Raw genomic sequence first — 18328 nt, forward strand, 5'->3', positions numbered from 1 at the left:
TTAATTCTTCGGGCTGGATGCGGCGTCATCCGCGGCGGCGCTCTGCAGCATGTCCGGTGCTGCCACCTTCCAGCCGCCTCCCAGGGCCTTGTAAATCAGAACCAGCGACAGGTGCTCATCGCGCAGCGCATCCAGCTGCAGGCGCTGGGCGGCGGTGACCTGACGCTCGGCATCCAGCACCTCGAACAGGGTGCCCTGCCCGCCCTGGTAGCGCTTCTGCGCCAGCTCAGCCACCGATTTCACGGCCTTCATCTGCCGACCCAGCACATCCACGCGCTGCAAGGTCTTCTGGTGGTAGACCAGCGCATCCTCGGTCTCCATGAAGGCGTTTCGCACTGCACGCCGGTAGGCATCCACATGCAGGGCTTGCACCGCCTCAGCCTCCCGCACCGACGCATCGTTGCGCCCCCCATCGAACACCTTGGCCACCAGCTGCGTCCCGACGCTGCCGAACAAGGCCTTCTCGGTGATGAAACGCGACAGGTCGGTGCTGGCGTAGCCGAACAGGCCCGTCAGGGAGATCGTCGGAAAAAACTCTGCCTTGGCCACGCCGATGCGGGCGTTGGCCGCGCGCAGGTTCGCCTCGGCCATGCGCACATCCGGCCGCTGCTCCAACACCGAAGAAGGCAGACCCTGCGGAACCGGCGGCGGCTTCAGCACATCCAGCCCGGTCGATCGAGGAATGGCTGCGGGATCGGTGCCCAGCAGGATGGCCAGGCCGTTCTCGGCAGCGGCGATCTCCCGCTCCTTGGGCGGCACGGCCGCAGCCGTCTCCTCCAGCGCCGCGCGCGCCTGCATCACCTGCAGCATCGTCCCGGCGCCCCCTTGCTGGCGAGCCTCCGCCAGACGGATGACCTCCTGCCGGTTGGCCACGTCCTGCTTGAGCAGGGCCAGCTCCCGGTCCAGCGCCAGCAGCTGCACATAGCCGCTGACCACATTGGCCACGACGGTGAGCGTGATCGCGCGCCGATCCTCGTCCGTCGCCGTCAGATCGGCCAGGTAGGCCTCATTGGTGCGCTGCACCCGCCCCCAAAGGTCCAGCTCCCAGCTGACCTGAGCCTGAAGCTCGTAGGCCGCACTGTTGACCGGCGTGCGGGACGACAGCGGCACCTGCCGCTCCTCGCTGAGCTTGTCCCGGGTTGAACTGCCCCGGATGGCCACCTCGGGCAGTTCCTGCGCCTTGGCCAGATCGGCCCGCGCCGCATACTGGCGGACCCGGCCGGCCGCGATGCGGATGTCCAGGTTGTTCTGCAGCGCCTGCTTGACCAGGCCGTCCAGCTGAGCGTCGCCAAAGGACTCCCACCAGGCCAGGTTGGCCAGATCGGCCACCGGCGCCGCACCCGGCTCGGGCGTGCGCCAGGTCGTCGGCGTGACGACCTCGGGCCGCTGGTAATCGGGGCCCATGGCACAGCCAGCCAGGGCGCCGGTCAACAGGGCCAGAAGGGAAAGAAGGCGCATGGGAGGCCGGCTCCTGGCGCGCGTGGGATGGCAGTGCGTCATTCGTCCTTGTGCTCCCGTGCAAAGCGCTCAGCCAACAGATCGAGGGCGTGTTCCTCGATCTCCTTGACCCGCACCAGGCGGTTGCGCAACTCGTCGAGGATGGCCTCGAACCACTTGATTTCGTACTCGATGTGCTGCCGCTCTGCCACGATGTCTTCCATCGGCATGTTGGGCGGCGGCCGGCCTTCCTCGTCGAACAGGAACTTGATGCCTTCGGCAATCCGGCTGTTCGCGTTGATGTACTGGACCTGCTTCTCGACGTACTTCTTGACCTTCTTGGCCTTGAATTCCTGGATGACCGCCAGCCGCAGCGCCTGCTGTTGCTTGGACAGCTTGCTGAGGTTCGGATGACTGGTCACCGGGTCGCCATCAATGGGACCGAGTCGGGGGCGGGTGCCCGGCTTGCTCTCTGGGTTGTCTGTCATGCCAATGCTCTTTGGGTGCCGGTCCAGTTGTCAGGTGTAGCCCAGTTCCGCGGCCAGTTCCAGCACCTGCGGGTACAGCCCTTTGCCATCCGGGCGCCAGGCCAGCGGCTTGTCCAGCGGGGGCACCTTCACCTTGTGTGGACGGAACTCCGGGCCGCGCAGGAAGTTGGGGTCGTTGCCGAACAAAGCGGTGATGGGCCCGAAGCAGGCAAACGGTGAACGCTCGGGATGCATCATGGCGTCGATGGCCTGCGCATCGTCACGGATGCCCAGCCAGCGGCACACATCGCCCAGGAACTGGGTCGGGTCGTGCATGATGTCCTCGCCGCGCACGCGCATCTGCTGCTCGCGCGGCACCTGATCCAGGAAGTTCAGGATGTTGGCGTTCAGATCGTGCCAGGCGAACTGAGGATCGACGAAGGCCCGATCCTCCAGAAAATCGATCGAATTCACGTACAGCGCGAAGGCACCGTCGTTCATCGCCATGATGGACTTGCAGGTCGCCACCGGATGGCGGGTCAGGTGCAGGAAGCGCGCATCGGGAAAGGCCCGGTACATGGCCTGCATCCGCTTGATGGAGATGGTGTAGGACGGGCTTTTTTCGACCGCGATCAGCGGGTCGATGTCGCCCACCAGTTCCTGGTAGATCTCGGCCGTGCTGCGGCTCTGGCGCGCTGCGCACCAGTGATTGGCCATCTGGACCGTGGCCGTGGTCTGCTCACCGCCGTAGATCTCCGCCACGGCGCGCAGCAGCCCCTGGCGGGTCTTGGAAAAGTTTTCGATCTCGTCGCTGCGCCGTACCCAGAGATCCATCAGCCGGTCCACATTGAACAGGCACAGCTCCGGTAAACCAAAGGTTTGCGGGTGCTGCCCGATCATCGCGTTCATCAGCGATGTATAGGACCTCGGTGGCGCCAGAAGAAACAACGGTGCGGCCATCGGAACTGCTGTGGACAGGTAAATTCGCCAGAACGATTGAACAGCCCCCCGGCTTTGGCGCCGCACGACGGAGTGCAGCACCGTGATCGGGCGACCACGTGACCAAGATTCGAGTTTCCCTCAGGGGCACCGTATCTCGGTTCCCGGACTGTCGCGCCCAGATGGACTCCGCACAATCCCGAACTTGCATGGCGCCCCCTGTGAACGTAGGGGATGACGAGAGCTTGACGGCGGGCAGTATGCCGCCCTTCCCGGGGCCGGCAGCATCGATTCAGCGACCCCTGACAACACAACCCCTAGAACGTCCGCCCGACAGGCTGTGGACAGCTGCAGGCAATCTCGCTCGATCCGAGCCTGATCCAGAGACCATGTCCCCTGCTTGCGCGACACCGGCACAGCAGGTCGCCCCGGCAGAAATGAAAAAAGCCAGCACGTTTGCACGTGCTGGCTTTTCTGTCTGGTGCGGCTGGCAGGATTCGAACCCACGACCCCTTGGTTCGTAGCCAAGTACTCTATCCAACTGAGCTACAGCCGCTGACTTGTCCGCAGGTGAAAAAGCCAGCAGAGTGGTGCTGGCTTTCCTTGTTTGGTGCGGCTGGCAGGATTCGAACCCACGACCCCTTGGTTCGTAGCCAAGTACTCTATCCAACTGAGCTACAGCCGCATGCGGAAGCTAGCAGTATAGAGCGAAATTCGCTTTCAACGCAAGCGCTTTTTTCTTGAACGCCAGCATCAATCCAATGCGGCAGCGCGCTGGTCGAAATGGCTGGCCTGGGCCTCGTCATCCTCCTGCCGCGCAATGCGCGCCAGGACGCGCAAGGCCTGACGGCGCACCCGGCTGGGCAGACCTTCCGCGCTGGCCGTCTGCTCCAGCAGGCGGCGGGCCTTGCCCCACAGCTGACGGTGGGCAAAGACCGCCCCCGCCGCCGCCACAATGGCCGGCTCGCGCCCGTAGCGGGACAGCGCTTCTTCCATCACGGGCAGCCACCGGGTGTCCACCGCATCGACGCAGGCCACGAGGGCCAGCGCCAGTTGCTCCCGACCTTCGCCGTCCAGGCGCTGCAACTGCTCCCAGGCCGGCCACAGCCACGCCTGCCCCTGCTGGGACAGCCCCAATTGCGCGGCACGCCGTGCGGCACCGGCCAGAACCCAGGCGTCGCGGCGGTCGGCCTCGTCCAGCCCCTGCCAAACGCGCAGCAGCTGGCTCTCATCCAGCGCCTGCTCCAGCGCATCGACGGCCAGGGAGCGCAGCAGGGACTGCGCAGCACCCACCGAGAAGCCCTGGTGCTTGGCCAGCAGCCGTGCGGTCTGCAGCGCCTCCATGGGACGGCCCAGCTGCCGGGCCGCCTGCAATTTCAGACGCAAAGCCTGGGTCCGCCGTGCCACGCCCGGCGGCAGCTCCGACAGAAGGGCCATGCAGCGTCCGGCATCCCGGTCTTCCATCGCCCACTGGGCCGACAGCAGCAGAATGCCTTCCGAGGTGCTGCCACTGCCGTTGCAGGCCTGAGCCAGCCCCAGCTGCTCGTCGCGCGCACCCCGGTCCTGCAGACGGTGCAGGGCCGAAGCAGCGATGAGGTGCGCCTGGACGGTGAAGTTGCGGTCCTGGGTCAGTTCCAGCGCCTCGGCCTGGAGGTCCAGGGCCTTCTGCGCAGCCCGCCGGGCCCGGGCGTACCGGGCCGCAAGAAACTCGCCAAAGCCTTCGCGCAGCAGTGCCTGAGCGGCCCGCTCGCGCTTGAGCTGACGCCATTCCCTGGCCCGGGTGGGCAGGCTCAGCAGGGCCTGCGCCGCCTGCAGGGTGCCGAACAGCACCATGACCAACGCAAGCAGCGCCAGCAGGAACAGGTTGAGCGACATGTCCAGCCGCCAGTGCCCGTAGAACAACGACACCAGCGCGTCGTTCTGCCCGAACACGGAAGCCGCGACCACCGCCGCAACGAAGAGAAGAATCAACCAGATGACCGACCGCATGACGTCCGCTTCCTGGCTTCAGTGGCCAGCGGCCGCGGCGGTCAGCGCCGCCAGGGTGTCGTCCGGTCGCGGCAACGTGGCCTGACGGCTCTGCCCCGACACCTGCTTGAGCTGCTCCTGCACGGCCTTCACGCGCTGGGAGCTGACATCAAAGTAGCGCCCCAGCAGTTGCTCGGCCTGGGCAATGTCACCCTGAGCCTGGTCGAACTGCCGCGACAGCAGTGCCAGACGGGCGTTGAGCAGGTGGAGCTTCAGGTTCTCCCGCAGGAAGAAGGCCTGCTCGGGCGACACCAATGCGGCTTCCGGATGGTCGATCGCGGTCACGCGGACCAGGGCGCGGATCTCCGCCCAGGCCTGGCCGGCAAACACCTTCCACTGATCTCTCAGCACGGCCCACCAAGCCATCTCCGGCAGGCTGCCCGACTCCTCGCCCACCGCCGCAGAACCAGCCGAGGCCGGCATCGTGACGCGGGCCGCCGCCTGGGTGCCCCCCTCCCTGCGTTTCGGCGAGGACATCAGCGGCAGGTCATCCACCTGACGCGCCACCTCATCCAGACGAATGGACAAGGCAGGCACGTCGGCCACGGCCACGCCGCGCAGGCGATCCATGTCGCGGGCGACCGCACGCCGCACACGCTCCAGGCGCGGCTGGTTGTAGCGCGCCAGACGTTCGTCGGTCTGCTTGAGCACCGCCATCATGGGCTCGACGCTGCCCGTGATCGCGGCCTGCTGCTGGGCCACCCGAAGACCGGCCTCGACATCCGCGAGCACATTCTCATCCCGCGAGCGGGAGAGCGATGAAATCAGATCCTCCACCTGCGAGCGCTGCAGCGCCGTCTCGGCCACCTTGGCCTCCAGCAGGGCCAGCTTGGCCTCGGACTGCGTGGCCACGTCGTGGGCCTGGCGCGACAGCATGCGCGCCTCCGCCGATTCGTCCTGGCTCAGCTGCTGGCGACGCACCAGCTCCGACTCCAGCGACTGCAGGCGCGCGTGAGTGGACCAGGCCAGGCCCAGGGCACCCGCGCTCAGGAGGGCCATGCCGCCCAAAGCCCAGGGCACCCAGTTGCTGCGCGCCTGGCCGGGCGGCACGGGGGAAGGCCCCATGGCCGGAACCGGCGCCACGGAGGACTCGGCAGCGGCCGGAGCGGCTGCGGATGGGGTGTTGTCGGTGGTGCTCACGTTGGCTGTCGATTGTATCGACCGGACCTTCGCGCCTGCAGCGCTGCGGCGCCCCCGCCACACCCTGGCGGCGAATCCCCCCAGAATGGCGGCGCCATCGCGCGCCTCACTCAGTCTGTCAGCGCTTCAGCGCCTGGACGACACCCTCGGCACCGGCCGCCACGTCTTCCACCCGCCCAAAGCCGGCCTGGCGGGCCCGGGCGGCGATGCGTTCATGGGAAGCCAGGGCCCAGGCCAGTTCCCAACGCGCCTGCGGCAGCAAGGTCGCCAGATGGTCAATGGCTTCTGAGCTGCTCAGCAGCCAGCAAGTGCCCGCCGGGTCGGTCAGCGCCGCGGCGGCCAGCGCCTGCTGCGCGGGCGTCCAGGCCGGTGCCCGCCGCTGATAGGCCTGCAGGAAAGCCACATCTGCCCCGGCCTCCCGCAGGGTAGAGGCCAGCCAGTCCCGCCCGCCCTCACCCCGAACGATCCACACCCGGCGACCACGCCAGTCCTCGCCGCGCAAACGCGCCCAGAGGGACTCCGACTCCAGCACCGCGCCGGGGGCCGGCGCCACCACCGCGGCCGGCGGCGCACCCAGGGCGTGCAGGGCGGCCATGGTGCCGGGCCCGGTGCAGGCAGCCTGCACGCCGTCCGGCCAGGCCCAGTCTGGAGGCAGGCAGGCCGCGAACTGACTCACCGCGTTCGGGCTGACGAACATCACCAGCATGCCAGGCTGCAGGCCAGCGGCCATGGCGCGAACCGCCTCCGGATCCGGCGCGGGGCCGATCTCGATCAAGGGCAGGGCCATCGCCGGCAGGCCAGCGGAGCGCAGCTGTTGCACCCAGGCATCGGCCTGCGGCTGCGGCCGGGTCACCAGCACGCGCGCCGGCATGGTCACGGCTCAGGCCGGCTGTGCCGCGAGGTAGGCGGCACCGCCCGCGGCCACCAGCCGTTCGGCCGCCTCACGCCCCAGCGCCTCGGCCGCCTCGGTGGTGGTCACGGCGGCCGACAGGCGCGCCTTGAGCAGCGGCTGCTCCGGCTGCGCCGCATGGCCCAGGGCCACGTCCAGTTGCATCCGGCCGTCCGCCAGCCACACGGCATGGGCTGCCAGCGGCACGCTGCAGCTGCCACCCAATGCGCGGGACACCGCGCGTTCGGCATGTGTGGCCAGCCAGGTGGGTTGGTGAGACAGGGTGGCCACCACCTGGCCCAGTGTCTGCGCGTCAGCCCGGATCTCCAAGCCCAGGGCCCCCTGACCCGCGGCCGGGATCATGGCCTCGGCGTCGAAGGTGGCGCGAATGCGCGCCCCCAGGCCCAGGCGCTTGAGGCCCGCGGCCGCCAGCACGATGGCGTCGTAGCCGCCTTCGTCGAGCTTGCGCAGCCGCGTGTCCAGATTGCCGCGCAGCGGCTCGATGCGCAGGTCCGGCCGCAGGGCCTTGAGCTGCACCACGCGGCGCAGGCTGGAAGTGCCCACGCAGGCGCCCTGAGGCAGCTCGGCCAGACTGGCGTAGCGGTTCGAGACGAAGGCATCGCGCGGATCCTCGCGCTCGAGGATGGCCACCAGGACAAAGCCTTCGGGCAGCTCCATCGGCACATCCTTGAGCGAATGCACCGCCATCTGGGCCTGACCGGCCTCCATGGCCACTTCCAGTTCCTTGACGAACAGACCCTTGCCGCCAACCTTGGACAGGCTGCGGTCCAGGATCTGGTCGCCCCGGGTGGTCATGCCCAGCAGCTCGGTGGGCAGGCCCAGCTCTTGCTGAAGCCGGTCGCGCACATGCTCGGCCTGCCACAGCGCCAGGCGGCTCTCCCGGGTGGCGATGACGACGGGGGTGACGATGGAAGCGTTGGATTGCATGGCCCGGGATTATGGCCGTGCCGCACTGCTAGCATCGCGTCCGCCCACGGACGCCCTGGAAGGACTTTTCATGCCCGCTGCTCAGCCCGCCCGCCGCCCTGCTCGCCCGAATTCCCGGTCGACGCGGGTGAACCGCCCCGCCGAAGATCCGGACAAGGACCGCCCGCTGGTGGAGGACATCCGGCTGCTGGGCCGCATTCTGGGCGACGTGATCCGCGAGCAGGACGGCACCGGCGCCTACGAACTGGTCGAGCGGGTGCGCCAGCTCTCGGTGGCCTACCGGCTGAAGAACGATGCCCAGGCCGGCCGCGCGCTGGACCGGCTGCTGAAGAACCTCACCGCCGACCAGACGGTCAGCGTGATCCGTGCGTTCAGCTACTTTTCTCACCTGGCCAACCTGGCCGAGGACCGCCATCACCTGCGCCGCCGCGAGCACCACGAGGCCCTGGGCGAGCACCAGGCCGGTTCGCTGGCGCACTGTTTCGACAAGCTGGCCCAGGCCGACCACCGGGCCGCCGACATCGCCGCTGCGCTCTCCCAGGCTTACATCTCGCCGGTGCTGACCGCCCACCCCACCGAGGTGCAGCGCAAGAGCATCCTGGACGCCGAGCGCGCCATTGCGGAGCTCATCGGTGCGCGCGACCACCTGCGCACCACCGCCGACCGCGACGCCAACGAGCGCCAGATCCGTGCCCGGGTGACCCAGCTCTGGCAGACCCGCATGCTGCGCTACACCAAGCTGACCGTGGCCGACGAGATCGAGAACGCGCTCAGTTACTACCAGGCCACCTTCCTGCGGGAGGTGCCGCGCCTGTACCAGGAGGTCGAGCAGGCGCTGTCCGGCCATGCCGTGGGCACCTTCTTCCGCATGGGCAACTGGATTGGCGGCGACCGCGACGGCAACCCCAACGTCACCGCCCCGACCCTGCAGCTGGCCCTGTCACGCCAGTGCGAGACCGCCCTGCGCCACTACCTGACCGAGGTGCATGCGCTGGGCAGCGAGCTGTCGATGTCGCAGATGCTGGCCCCGGTCTCACCGCAGATGCAGGCGCTGGCCGACCGCTCGCCCGACCACAACCCCCACCGTGAAGACGAGCCTTACCGCCGCGCCCTGACCGGCATGTACGCCCGCCTGGCCGCCACGCTGGAGGAACTGACCGGCACCGAGGCGCTGCGCCACGCCGTGGCACCGCAGCAACCCTACGAGAAGGCCGAAGATTTCCTGGCCGACCTGCAGGTGATCGCCGACTCCTTGCACCACCACCATGCCGAGGTGCTGGCCGAGCCCCGCCTGGCGCCGCTGATGCGCGCGGTCCAGGTCTTCGGCTTCCACCTGGCCACGGTGGACCTGCGCCAGAGCTCCGACCAGCACGAAGCCGTGGTGGCCGAGCTGCTGCGCTCAGCCCGCATCGAGCCCGACTACAGCGCGCTGGATGAACCAGCCCGCCGTGCCCTGCTGATGACGGTGCTCAACGACGCCCGCAACCTGCGGGTGCGCGGGGCCGACTACTCGGAGCGCACCGTCTCGGAGCTGGCCATCTTCGATGCCGCCGCCGAGGGCCGCCGCCGCTACGGCCGGGACGCCATCCGCCACTACATCATCTCGCACACCGAAGATGTCTCCGACCTGCTGGAGGTGCTGGTGCTGCAGAAGGAGGCCGGGCTGCTGCACGGCCTGCTGCAGGAAGACGCCTCGATCGACCTGATCGTCTCGCCCTTGTTCGAGACCATCGCCGACCTGCGCCATGCCGTGCGCATCATGGACGAGTTCTACGCCCTGCCCGGCGTGGCCACCATGCTGCAGCGCAGCGGCGGTGAGCAGGACATCATGCTGGGCTACTCGGACAGCAACAAGGACGGCGGCCCCTTCACCAGCAACTGGGAGCTCTACCGCGCCGAGGTCGGCCTGGTGGCGCTGTTCGACGAGCTGCAGGCGGCCCACGGCATCCGCCTGCGCCTGTTCCACGGTCGCGGTGGCACGGTGGGCCGCGGCGGTGGCCCCAGCTACCAGGCCATCCTGGCCCAGCCCCCGGGCACCGTGCGCGGACAGATCCGCCTGACCGAGCAGGGTGAGGTCATCGCCTCCAAGTACGCCAACCCGGGCATCGGCCGACGCAACCTGGAGACCCTGGTGGCGGCCACCCTGGAGGCCACGCTGCTGAGCCCGGCCAAGGCGCCGCCCAAGTCCTTCCTGGAGACAGCCGACACCCTGAGCGAGGCCAGCATGGTGGCCTACCGCAAGCTGGTCTACGAAACCCCCGGCTTCACCGACTATTTCTTCGAATCCACCCCGATCCGCGAGATCGCCGAACTCAACATCGGCTCTCGCCCCGCCTCCCGCAAGGCCACCCGGGCCATCGAGGACCTGCGCGCCATCCCCTGGGGCTTCTCCTGGGGCCAGTGCCGCGTGGCCCTGCCGGGCTGGTGCGGCTTCGGCTCGGCGGTGCAGAACTTCCTGGAAGCCGACCCGGCGCAGCGCGACGCCCGCCTGGCCCTGCTGCAGCGCATGCACAAGCAGTGGCCCTTCTTCCGCACCCTGTTGTCCAACATGGACATGGTGCTGGCCAAGAGCGACCTGGGCCTGGCCGCCCGCTACACCGAACTGGTGCCCGACAAGCGGCTGGGCAAGCGCCTGTTTGCCGCCATCCGGGCCGAATGGGAACGCACCGAGGCCGCGCTGGGCTGGATCACCGGCGAAACCCGCCGGCTGGAGAGCGCGCCCAGCCTGGCCCGCTCCATCGCCCACCGCTTCCCCTACCTGGATCCGCTCAACCACCTGCAGGTGGAGCTGATGCGCCGCTACCGCAACCGCCGCGAAGGCGACCCCACCAACGACCGGCTGCAGCGCGGCATCCACCTGTCGATCAACGGCATCGCCGCCGGGCTGCGCAACAGCGGCTGAACGCCGCCGGGATCATGTGCAGGTGCAGCAATTGCCGGTGACTGTCAAGCATCGCGTGCCCCCAATCCACTGGGCACGCGATGCGTCCTAGGGACTGCCACTGACACGTTCCCCCCGTATGATCGCGACACACAAGGTTTTTCTGACGCGATACACAGTTTGAGGGAACAGGCAGCATGATGCATACGGTCGAGAGCGTCGAGCCGAAGATCATCGAGATCGTCGAGGAGTTGACGGAGGATTGGGACATCGACCTCGACGGGGGTGTCGGGTCGGCCACGACGATGATCGGCGACATCGGGTTCGCCTCCATCGACTTCATCCAGCTGGTGGTGGCCATCGAAGGCGCCTACAAGCAGAAACTGGGCTTCCAGGACCTGCTGATGCAGAACGGCGCCTATGTGGACGACCTGAGCGTGCGCCAGATCGCCACCTTCGTGGCCGGCCGCCTGAACGGCGCAGCACCGGCCCCGGCGCCAGCGGCCGCGCCGGTCAAGGCCGCGGCCCCGGCCACGGTGGTCACCAGCGTGCCCGACAGCGAGCGCGTCACCCCGGAAAAGCTGGCCCGCTTCCGTGCCAGCATTGCCCGCCGCACCCTGAGCGGCGACAACAAGCCCAAGAACCCGCCGGCGCTGTTCGTGCTGTCGCCCCCGCGCTCGGGCTCCACGCTGCTGCGCGTGATCCTGGCGGGCAGTTCCAAGCTGTTCGGCCCGCCCGAGCTGCACCTGCTGCCCTACGCCACCATGGGCGACCGGCTCAAGGCCCTGTCCGGTGAGCACACCGGACACCTGCTGGACGGCACGGTGCGCGCCCTGATGCAGCTGCACGGCTGGGAGGCCGAACAAGCCCGCGCCTTTGTGTCGCGCTGCGAGCAGGAGAACATGAGCACCAAGGCGTTCTACCGCCTGCTGCAGGAGCCGCTCAAGGGCGAGAAGCTGCTGGTGGACAAGACGCCTTCCTACGTGATCGACGTGGACATCCTCAAGCGCATCGAGGTGGACTTCGAGAATTCGCTGTTCATCCACCTGCTGCGCCACCCCTGCGGCATGATCCGCTCGTACGAAGAGTCCAAGCTGCAGCGCCTGATGCCCATGGTGCAGGAAAGCAGCTTCGGCGCTCGCGAACTGGCCGAGCTGACCTGGCTGACCGCCCAGCTCAACACGCTGGAATTCGCCAAGCAGGTGCCCAAGGAGCGCTGGCTGACCCTGCGCTACGAGGACATCGTCTGCAGCCCGGAAACTTCGATCCGCCAGATCTGCGACTTCGCCAAGATCCCTTACGAGGACGCGATGATCAATCCCTACGAGGAGATGGATCAGCGCATGACCGACGGCGTGGACAACGCCTCGAAGATGAGCGGCGACCTGAAGTTCCACCTGCACAACGCCATCAACCCCGAGGCCGCCGTGCGCTGGAAGCAGTTCTACACCGACGGCATCCTGGGCGCGCAGACCCTGGAGATCGCCCGCTCGCTGGGCTACTGAGCCCGGGGCCCGGCCTGCTGGGTCAGAGGCCCTCGCTGGCGAGGGCCTCGCGCACCGCAGGCAGCTGGCGTCGTGAGACGGCCAGCCAGTCCCCATGCGGGGCCAGGCGCACCGCCCAGGTCTCGCCACCCTCCTCAGCCCCGCCCTCGCTGCCCAGCCCCGGGCGGCGCTCCAGGGCCCGCACGGCCGATCGCGCCACCAGGGCGTTGCGGTGGATGCGCACCACCGCCCGCCCCAGGCGCTCCTCCAGATCGGAAAGCGCGTCGTCCAGCACATAGCTGTGCTCGCAGGTCCGCAGGGTCACGTACTTCTGCTCGGCCTTGAGGTAGACCACATCCGGCACCGGCACCCGCAGCACGCGGCCCCGGTCGCTCACCACCAGCACCGGCACTTCAGCCGCGGCAGTTGACGGGAGGCTGGGCCGCACGGCACGCCCCAGGCGCTGCAGCACCCGCCCCAGAGCCTCTTCCAGCCGGGCCCGCCGCACCGGCTTGGTCAGGTAATCCACCGCCTCGATCTCGAAGGCCTGCAGTGCATGCTCGGCATGGGCGGTGACGAAGACCACCGCGGGCGCCGGATCGCACTGCCGCAGCCGCCGGGCCAGGGCCAGGCCATCGCTGCCCGGCATGTGGATGTCCAGCAGGACGGCGTCCACCGGGGAGCGGCTGAGCAGGTGCAGGGCCTCGGCGGCGCTGCCCGCTTCGCCCACCACCGACACCGGCTGCGCCAGTTCGGCCAGCAGGCCCCGCAGCCGCAGGCGGGCCAGGGGTTCATCGTCCACGATCATCAGCCGCAGGTGGTCACTGTTGTCCATCGCTCCCTCTCTCCGGCTTGCCATCTCACGCCGGCACACCCAGGGACACCCGCCAGCGCCCGTCCTCGATCAGGCCGCTGCGGAAATCGCAGTCCAGGTCGTGCATCAGGCGCAGCCGCTCGCGCACGCTGGCCAGGCCGATGCCATGGCCGGGGCGCTGCATGCTGCCGTCCAGCGGCACCGTGTTGGTCACCGAGATCAGCACGCGGTCGCGGCGGCGTCGGGTGCGGATCTCGATCTGCCCGCCCCGGTCGCTGGGCTCCACACCGTGGCGCACCGCATTCTCGATCAGCGGCTGCAGCACCAGCGGCGGCAGGCGGGCGTCGTCGGCCTGCGGGTCCAGGTCCCAGGTCAGGCGCAAGCGGCTGCCAAAGCGCAGCTGCTCGATGTCCAGGTAGCGGCGGCTGAGCGCCACCTCGTCCTTCAGCGTCGTGGCCTCGTCCATGGCGCCCAGGGCCGCCCGGAACAGCTCGGCCAGGTCTTCCAGCACCTCCTCGGCTCGGCGCGGGTCCACCTGCACCAGCGCGATGGCGGTGTTCAGGGTGTTGAACAGGAAGTGCGGCCGGATGCGGGTCTGCAGATCGGCCAGCCGGGCCGCGGTGGCCGCCGGCAACCGGGCCCGGTAGCGCCAGCGCTCGGACAGGAGCAGCAGCCAGGCCAGCAGACACCCCGCCATGAAAGGCGCCAGCCAGGTCGTGTCCAGGTCGCCGGACAGCCCCAGGCGGTTCATGGGCACCCAGGCCAGCAGAGCCGCCACCCCGCCGATGACCGACACACCCACCGCCTGGCCCCAGCCCGGCAGGCGCGCCATCAGGGGCCGCGCGGCGCAGATCGTCACCAGCCAGCCCAGCGTGGCCGGCACCGCCACGGTGGCCGCCTGGCTGAGCAGCGACACCCAGTGCGTTGGCCCCCGGGCCACGAACAGCAGGCCCGAGCCCAACACCGCATGCACCAGCCACAGCGAGCGCAGCACCATGCCGCTGCTGCAGCCAGGCAGCGCGCCGGCCGCGCTGGGGGCCCCCGGCAGCTGGGCGGCCAGCTTCAGGTCGTCGAACAGGGTGGTGTGGCTGGAGTCGCTGGGGGTGCTCACGACCTGGATTCTGGCCGGGCCGTGGGCCTGCCGGCAAGGCAGCGACCTAAAATGCCGGGTTCCCCGCCGAGCCCCACTGCGAGCCTTCTCATGAGCACCAACCAACTCGACAAGAAATCCCAGGCCTGGTCCGCGCTCTTTTCCGAGCCGATGAGCGAGCTGGTCAAGCGCTACACCGCCAGCGTGTTCTTCGACAAGCGCCTGTGGGCCGCCGACATCGAGGGCAGCCTGGCCCATGCCGACATGCTGGCCGCCCAGGGCATCATCAGCGCCCAGGACCTGGCCGACATCCAGCGCGGCATGGCCCAGATCAGGAGCGAGATCGAGTCCGGCGCCTTCGAGTGGAAGAGCGAACTGGAGGACGTGCACCTGAACATTGAGGCCCGCCTGACCACCCTGGTGGGCGATGCCGGCAAGCGCCTGCACACCGGCCGCAGCCGCAACGACCAGGTGGCCACCGACGTGCGCCTGTGGCTGCGTGGCGAGATCGACCAGATCGACACCCTGCTGGAAGACATGCAGCGTGCCCTGGTGGCCGTTGCCGAGAAGAACACCGAGACCGTGATGCCCGGCTTCACCCACATGCAGGTGGCGCAGCCGGTGAGCTTTGCCCACCACCTGCTGGCCTATGTGGAGATGTTCGCGCGCGATGCCGAGCGCCTGGCCGACCTGCGCAAGCGCGTGAACCGCCTGCCGCTGGGTGCGGCCGCGCTGGCCGGCACCAGCTACCCGCTGGACCGCGAACGCGTGGCGCGCACGCTGGGCTTCGAGGCCGTCTGCCAGAACAGCCTGGACGCGGTGAGCGACCGCGACTTCACGATCGAGTTCACTGCCTTCGCCTCGCTGGTGATGATCCATGTCTCGCGCCTGGCCGAGGAGATCGTGATCTGGATGAGCCAGAACTTCGGCTTCATCAACCTCAGCGATCGCTACTGCACCGGTTCGTCGATCATGCCGCAGAAGCGCAACCCCGATGTGGCCGAACTGGCCCGCGGCAAGGGTGGCCGGGTGGTGGGCCACCTGATGGGCCTGATCACCCTGATGAAGGGCCAGCCCCTGGCCTACAACAAGGACAACCAGGAAGACAAGGAGCCGCTGTTCGACACCGTCGACACGGTCAAGGACACGCTGCGCATCATGGCCGAGATGATCGGTGGCGAGGTGGCGGCCGATGGCAGCCGCGGCGCCGGCCTGACCGTCAAGGCCGAGGCCATGGAGGCCGCCGCGCTGCGCGGCTACGCCACCGCCACCGACCTGGCCGACTACCTGGTCAAGAAGGGCCTGCCCTTCCGCGATGCCCACGAGGTGGTGGCCCATGCCGTCAAGGAAGGCCTGAAGCAGGGCCGGGACCTGGCCGAGCTGCCGCTGGCCACGCTGCAGGGCTTCCACGCCAGCATCGGCGAGGACGTGTTCGAGGTGCTGACGCTGCGCGGCTCGCTCAATGCCCGCAATGTGCTGGGCGGCACCGCGCCAGCCCAGGTCCGCGCCCAGATCGCCCGGCACCAGGCCCGGCTAAGTCTGTCGAGATGAGATGGGCGCGGTGCAGATTTATCGTCTCGGCAGGATCAATGACCCAGCCAATTTAGGAAAGTTGTCAGCCATGCTCGCGCAACCAGACCAGTGCCACCACTCTCAACGCCGCCACTTGAGGTCAAGCCAGTTCCGCCACTCTCGACACCTCCCGCAGATGCGCATAGCGGGCTAAGCATTGCAAAGGCAACGCTGAGCACGATCAGAAAAGACCTTCCAGCGGAATTGATGCTTTTCATGTGTTCCCCTTAGTAAGTTACGGTTCTGCTGTTCCCTCTACACCTGTAGAAAGGCAGCCGTCGAAGCTTATAGGCAGACAGACAACGCAGCAGCATCAATATTGATGCCACTAGAAGCATCCATACCGGAAAGAACCTGTCGTCTAAGTCGAAGTTCTGACGCCGCCCGGTTTGCCCCACACCAGCAATGTGCTGGATCGCACCGCGCCGGCCCAGGTCCGCGCCCAGATCGCCCGGCACCAGGCCCGGCTGAGCTGAGGCGGTGGCGGCGGCCCCTCCGCCGCCGATCCAAAGACGAAGGGGCGCCGCTGGCGCCCCTTGTCATGTGGAGGACAGCCTCCTCAGTTGTCGAACTTCACCTCGCTGGCGGTCACCAGCGTGCCGTCCGACGATCGCATGCCCTTGACCTCGACCTTCACGCCGTTGGCCAGGTTGGCGGCCGTGCCAGGTGGCTCGAAGCTGGCCTGGGCGTAGGACACCGTCTGGGTCCGGATCACGAAGGTCTGGGCCGTCGTGTCCAGGCCGCTGATCAGGCCGCTCAGCTCAAACTCCTGCCCGCTGCCGCTGTCATCGCCGCCCGCACTGTCTTCGCTGCCCTTGAGCTCCAGCTTGGTGGCCTTGAGCACCGTGCCCTGCATCCGGCCTTCCACCTCCACCCGCACGCCGGCGGCCAGGGTCAGGCCGTTGGCGTTGAGCTGCGCGGCCGAGGCGTCCACCGTCACGCCGGCGACGACGAAGCTCGACAGGCTGGTGTAGCTGGACACCACCGCCTCGATCTCGGCTTCCGTGCCATCCGCGGGCAGGTAGGTGGCGGGCTGGGCGGTGGTCACCACCCAGCGGCCACTGCCATCCGCCTGGGTGGACAGGCGCAGGCGCAGCGTGGCGCCGTTGGCCAGGCCGGCCGGCACGGCATCGGCGGCATAGGTCAGCGTGGCTGGCCCCATCTGGAACTGCCGTTGGGCGCTGTTCCAGCCCGACACCACCCCGCGCAGGGTGTAGTGATCCGGGTTGCTGCGGGGCAGCACCAGCCGTGCCGCATAAACCGTGTTGACCGGATCGAAGATGGCGTAGACCTCGACCTTCTGTCCCAGCGAAATGGCGGACAGCCCCCCCGCCAGGCTGCTGTCGAACAGCGTGGACGCGGTGATGCGCACCGTCTGGCCCAGCACGGTCATGGTGCTGGCCGTGAGGTCCACCGCAGAGACCGGCCCGAGCAGGTCGCTGATGACATTGACGTCCTGGGCGGTGGCGGTCAGCGCAGTGTTGTCGATGGCGCCGCTCTGGATCTCCACCGTCATGCCCAGGCGCAACGTGTCGCGGCTGAGGGTGTTGCCATCCGCATCGTGAATGCGGGCCGTGCTCTCGTCGAAGTGCACCCCGTTGACCACGATCGAGCCGAAGCCGGTGATGGCGCCGTTGCTGTAGCCGAAGGTGCCGGTGCCCTGTCCGCCGACACCGCCGCCGCAGGCCACTGCCACCAGGGCGAGAAGCCCGGCCAGCAGGCCCTTTGCCCAGCGTGCGACGCTGCTCCCGTCATCATGTTGGCTGTTCATCGGTCTCCCCCCCCGCCTGTGCCGGTGGCTCCGGCTCGTTGAAACTGTAGAGGCCCAGCAGCAGACGCTGCCTGGCGGCCTCGGTCGGCAATGCCTTGTCCTCCTCGATCAGCCGTTCGAGTGCAGGCACCATCTGGTCGAACAAGCTGCGCCACTGGGCGACGATCAGCTTGCGCACCGTCTGAATGGATTCGTCGGACAAGCCATCGGCCACGATGGCCTGGTCAAAGTGCTGCCGCCCGTCGCCCAGCACATTGGTGACGGCACCGCGGAGATGGTCTCCGACGTTGGAACCCAGGATCTGGTAGGCCCGCACCGCATCGCCGCGGGGCACGAAGGCATTGGGCACGGCCTGCACCCTGTCGCCCTCCCCACTCAACTCAGCGAAGCCCAGGCGGACCATGTCATCCAGCAGGCTGCGCGGATGCACATCGCTGGTGATCTCACGCGCGAGGGTTTCGAAACTGGGACGAGCGCCTTGCCGGGGCAGCACACTCGGGCTGCCATCCATGTCCCGGTAGACCGGGTTGGTGAGCCAGTGGGAATACACCTCGGCCGCCAGGGAGCGGCGGGGCGAGGCCACGCGGGGCTCGGCGTGCACGAGACGGGTGACCTCGCGCCGGTTGATGCCGGTGGCCGTGGACAGGCGGCTCACCAGCCGGTGTGGCAAGGCATCGGGCGTGGCCACCAAGGCGGCTTCGCGAGCGGCCGCCACGAAGGCCTGCTTGAGCTGCTCCTCGACGGCCGCGAAATGCACGCCGCGGGCCACCAGCAGGCGCGCCAGCGGCAGAAGCACCGACTGCGCCACCTGCAGCAGCGCGTCGTGTTCAGGAAGATCGGTGGGCTCTGGCGTGCTCATGCAATCGGG

At 68.5% G+C, this 18328-nt stretch carries 14 protein-coding genes and 2 tRNA genes; 3 read left to right on the plus strand and 13 right to left on the minus strand.

Annotated features, from left to right (window positions below; all coding sequences use genetic code 11):
* The 9 genes from M0L44_RS06680 to hemC form a co-directional block, all read right to left on the minus strand.
* Complete coding sequence (locus M0L44_RS06680; RefSeq protein WP_252768867.1) at positions 1–1458, minus strand: efflux transporter outer membrane subunit; 1458 nt, start codon at positions 1456–1458, stop codon at positions 1–3.
* A 38-nt stretch (positions 1459–1496) separates the two neighbouring features.
* Positions 1497–1925, minus strand: coding sequence for a hypothetical protein (locus M0L44_RS06685; protein ID WP_252768868.1), 429 nt, complete (start codon positions 1923–1925; stop codon positions 1497–1499).
* Positions 1926–1955: 30 nt separating this feature from the next.
* A complete protein-coding gene (locus M0L44_RS06690; protein ID WP_256490095.1) occupies positions 1956–2864 on the minus strand; it encodes a sulfotransferase family protein in 909 nt (302 codons plus the stop codon).
* Positions 2865–3322: 458 nt separating this feature from the next.
* Positions 3323–3399: transfer RNA gene (locus tag M0L44_RS06695), tRNA-Arg, on the minus strand.
* Between the two features lie 52 nt (positions 3400–3451).
* Positions 3452–3528: transfer RNA gene (locus M0L44_RS06700), tRNA-Arg, on the minus strand.
* A 68-nt stretch (positions 3529–3596) separates the two neighbouring features.
* A complete protein-coding gene (locus tag M0L44_RS06705) occupies positions 3597–4832 on the minus strand; it encodes a heme biosynthesis HemY N-terminal domain-containing protein (protein ID WP_252768870.1) in 1236 nt (411 codons plus the stop codon).
* A gap of 18 nt (positions 4833–4850) precedes the next feature.
* Complete coding sequence (locus M0L44_RS06710; RefSeq protein ID WP_252768871.1) at positions 4851–6011, minus strand: uroporphyrinogen-III C-methyltransferase; 1161 nt, start codon at positions 6009–6011, stop codon at positions 4851–4853.
* Positions 6012–6129: 118 nt separating this feature from the next.
* A complete protein-coding gene (locus M0L44_RS06715) occupies positions 6130–6882 on the minus strand; it encodes a uroporphyrinogen-III synthase (RefSeq protein ID WP_252768872.1) in 753 nt (250 codons plus the stop codon).
* Positions 6883–6891: 9 nt separating this feature from the next.
* Positions 6892–7848, minus strand: coding sequence for a hydroxymethylbilane synthase (gene hemC, locus M0L44_RS06720; protein ID WP_252768873.1), 957 nt, complete (start codon positions 7846–7848; stop codon positions 6892–6894).
* Here hemC and ppc point away from each other — a divergent pair.
* Complete coding sequence (ppc, locus tag M0L44_RS06725) at positions 7829–10750, plus strand: phosphoenolpyruvate carboxylase (RefSeq protein ID WP_435526391.1); 2922 nt, start codon at positions 7829–7831, stop codon at positions 10748–10750. The genes hemC and ppc overlap by 20 nt on opposite strands.
* A 176-nt stretch (positions 10751–10926) precedes the next feature.
* The gene (locus tag M0L44_RS06730) at positions 10927–12234 is read left to right on the plus strand and encodes a sulfotransferase (RefSeq protein ID WP_252768875.1); all 1308 of its coding nucleotides are present in this window, start codon (positions 10927–10929) and stop codon (positions 12232–12234) included.
* 22 nt (positions 12235–12256) lie between these two features.
* Here the strand turns inward: M0L44_RS06730 and M0L44_RS06735 are convergent, their stop codons facing one another.
* Positions 12257–13048 carry a LytR/AlgR family response regulator transcription factor gene (locus tag M0L44_RS06735; RefSeq protein ID WP_252768876.1) on the minus strand — a complete coding sequence of 264 codons (792 nt, stop codon included), beginning with the start codon at positions 13046–13048 and terminating at the stop codon, positions 12257–12259.
* A 25-nt stretch (positions 13049–13073) separates the two neighbouring features.
* Positions 13074–14138: a sensor histidine kinase gene (locus M0L44_RS22175; protein ID WP_252768877.1), complete on the minus strand. Its 1065-nt coding sequence runs from the start codon at positions 14136–14138 to the stop codon at positions 13074–13076.
* A 90-nt stretch (positions 14139–14228) separates the two neighbouring features.
* On the opposite strand from M0L44_RS22175, the gene argH reads away from it, so the two are divergent.
* Entirely contained in the window at positions 14229–15668 is a 1440-nt protein-coding gene (argH, locus tag M0L44_RS06745) for an argininosuccinate lyase (RefSeq protein ID WP_252768878.1), read from the plus strand.
* Positions 15669–16248: 580 nt separating this feature from the next.
* Here the strand turns inward: argH and M0L44_RS06750 are convergent.
* Positions 16249–17460, minus strand: coding sequence for a DUF5666 domain-containing protein (locus tag M0L44_RS06750; RefSeq protein WP_252768879.1), 1212 nt, complete (start codon positions 17458–17460; stop codon positions 16249–16251).
* Positions 17444–18319 (minus strand): DUF6502 family protein, encoded by an 876-nt coding sequence (locus M0L44_RS06755; RefSeq protein ID WP_252768880.1) that lies wholly within the window; start codon positions 18317–18319, stop codon positions 17444–17446. Before M0L44_RS06755 ends, M0L44_RS06750 begins: the two co-directional genes overlap by 17 nt.
* Between the last annotated feature and the right edge of the window lie 9 nt (positions 18320–18328).

This window comes from Ideonella oryzae (genome assembly GCF_024055665.1).
GTDB lineage: Bacteria > Pseudomonadota > Gammaproteobacteria > Burkholderiales > Burkholderiaceae_C > Ideonella > Ideonella oryzae.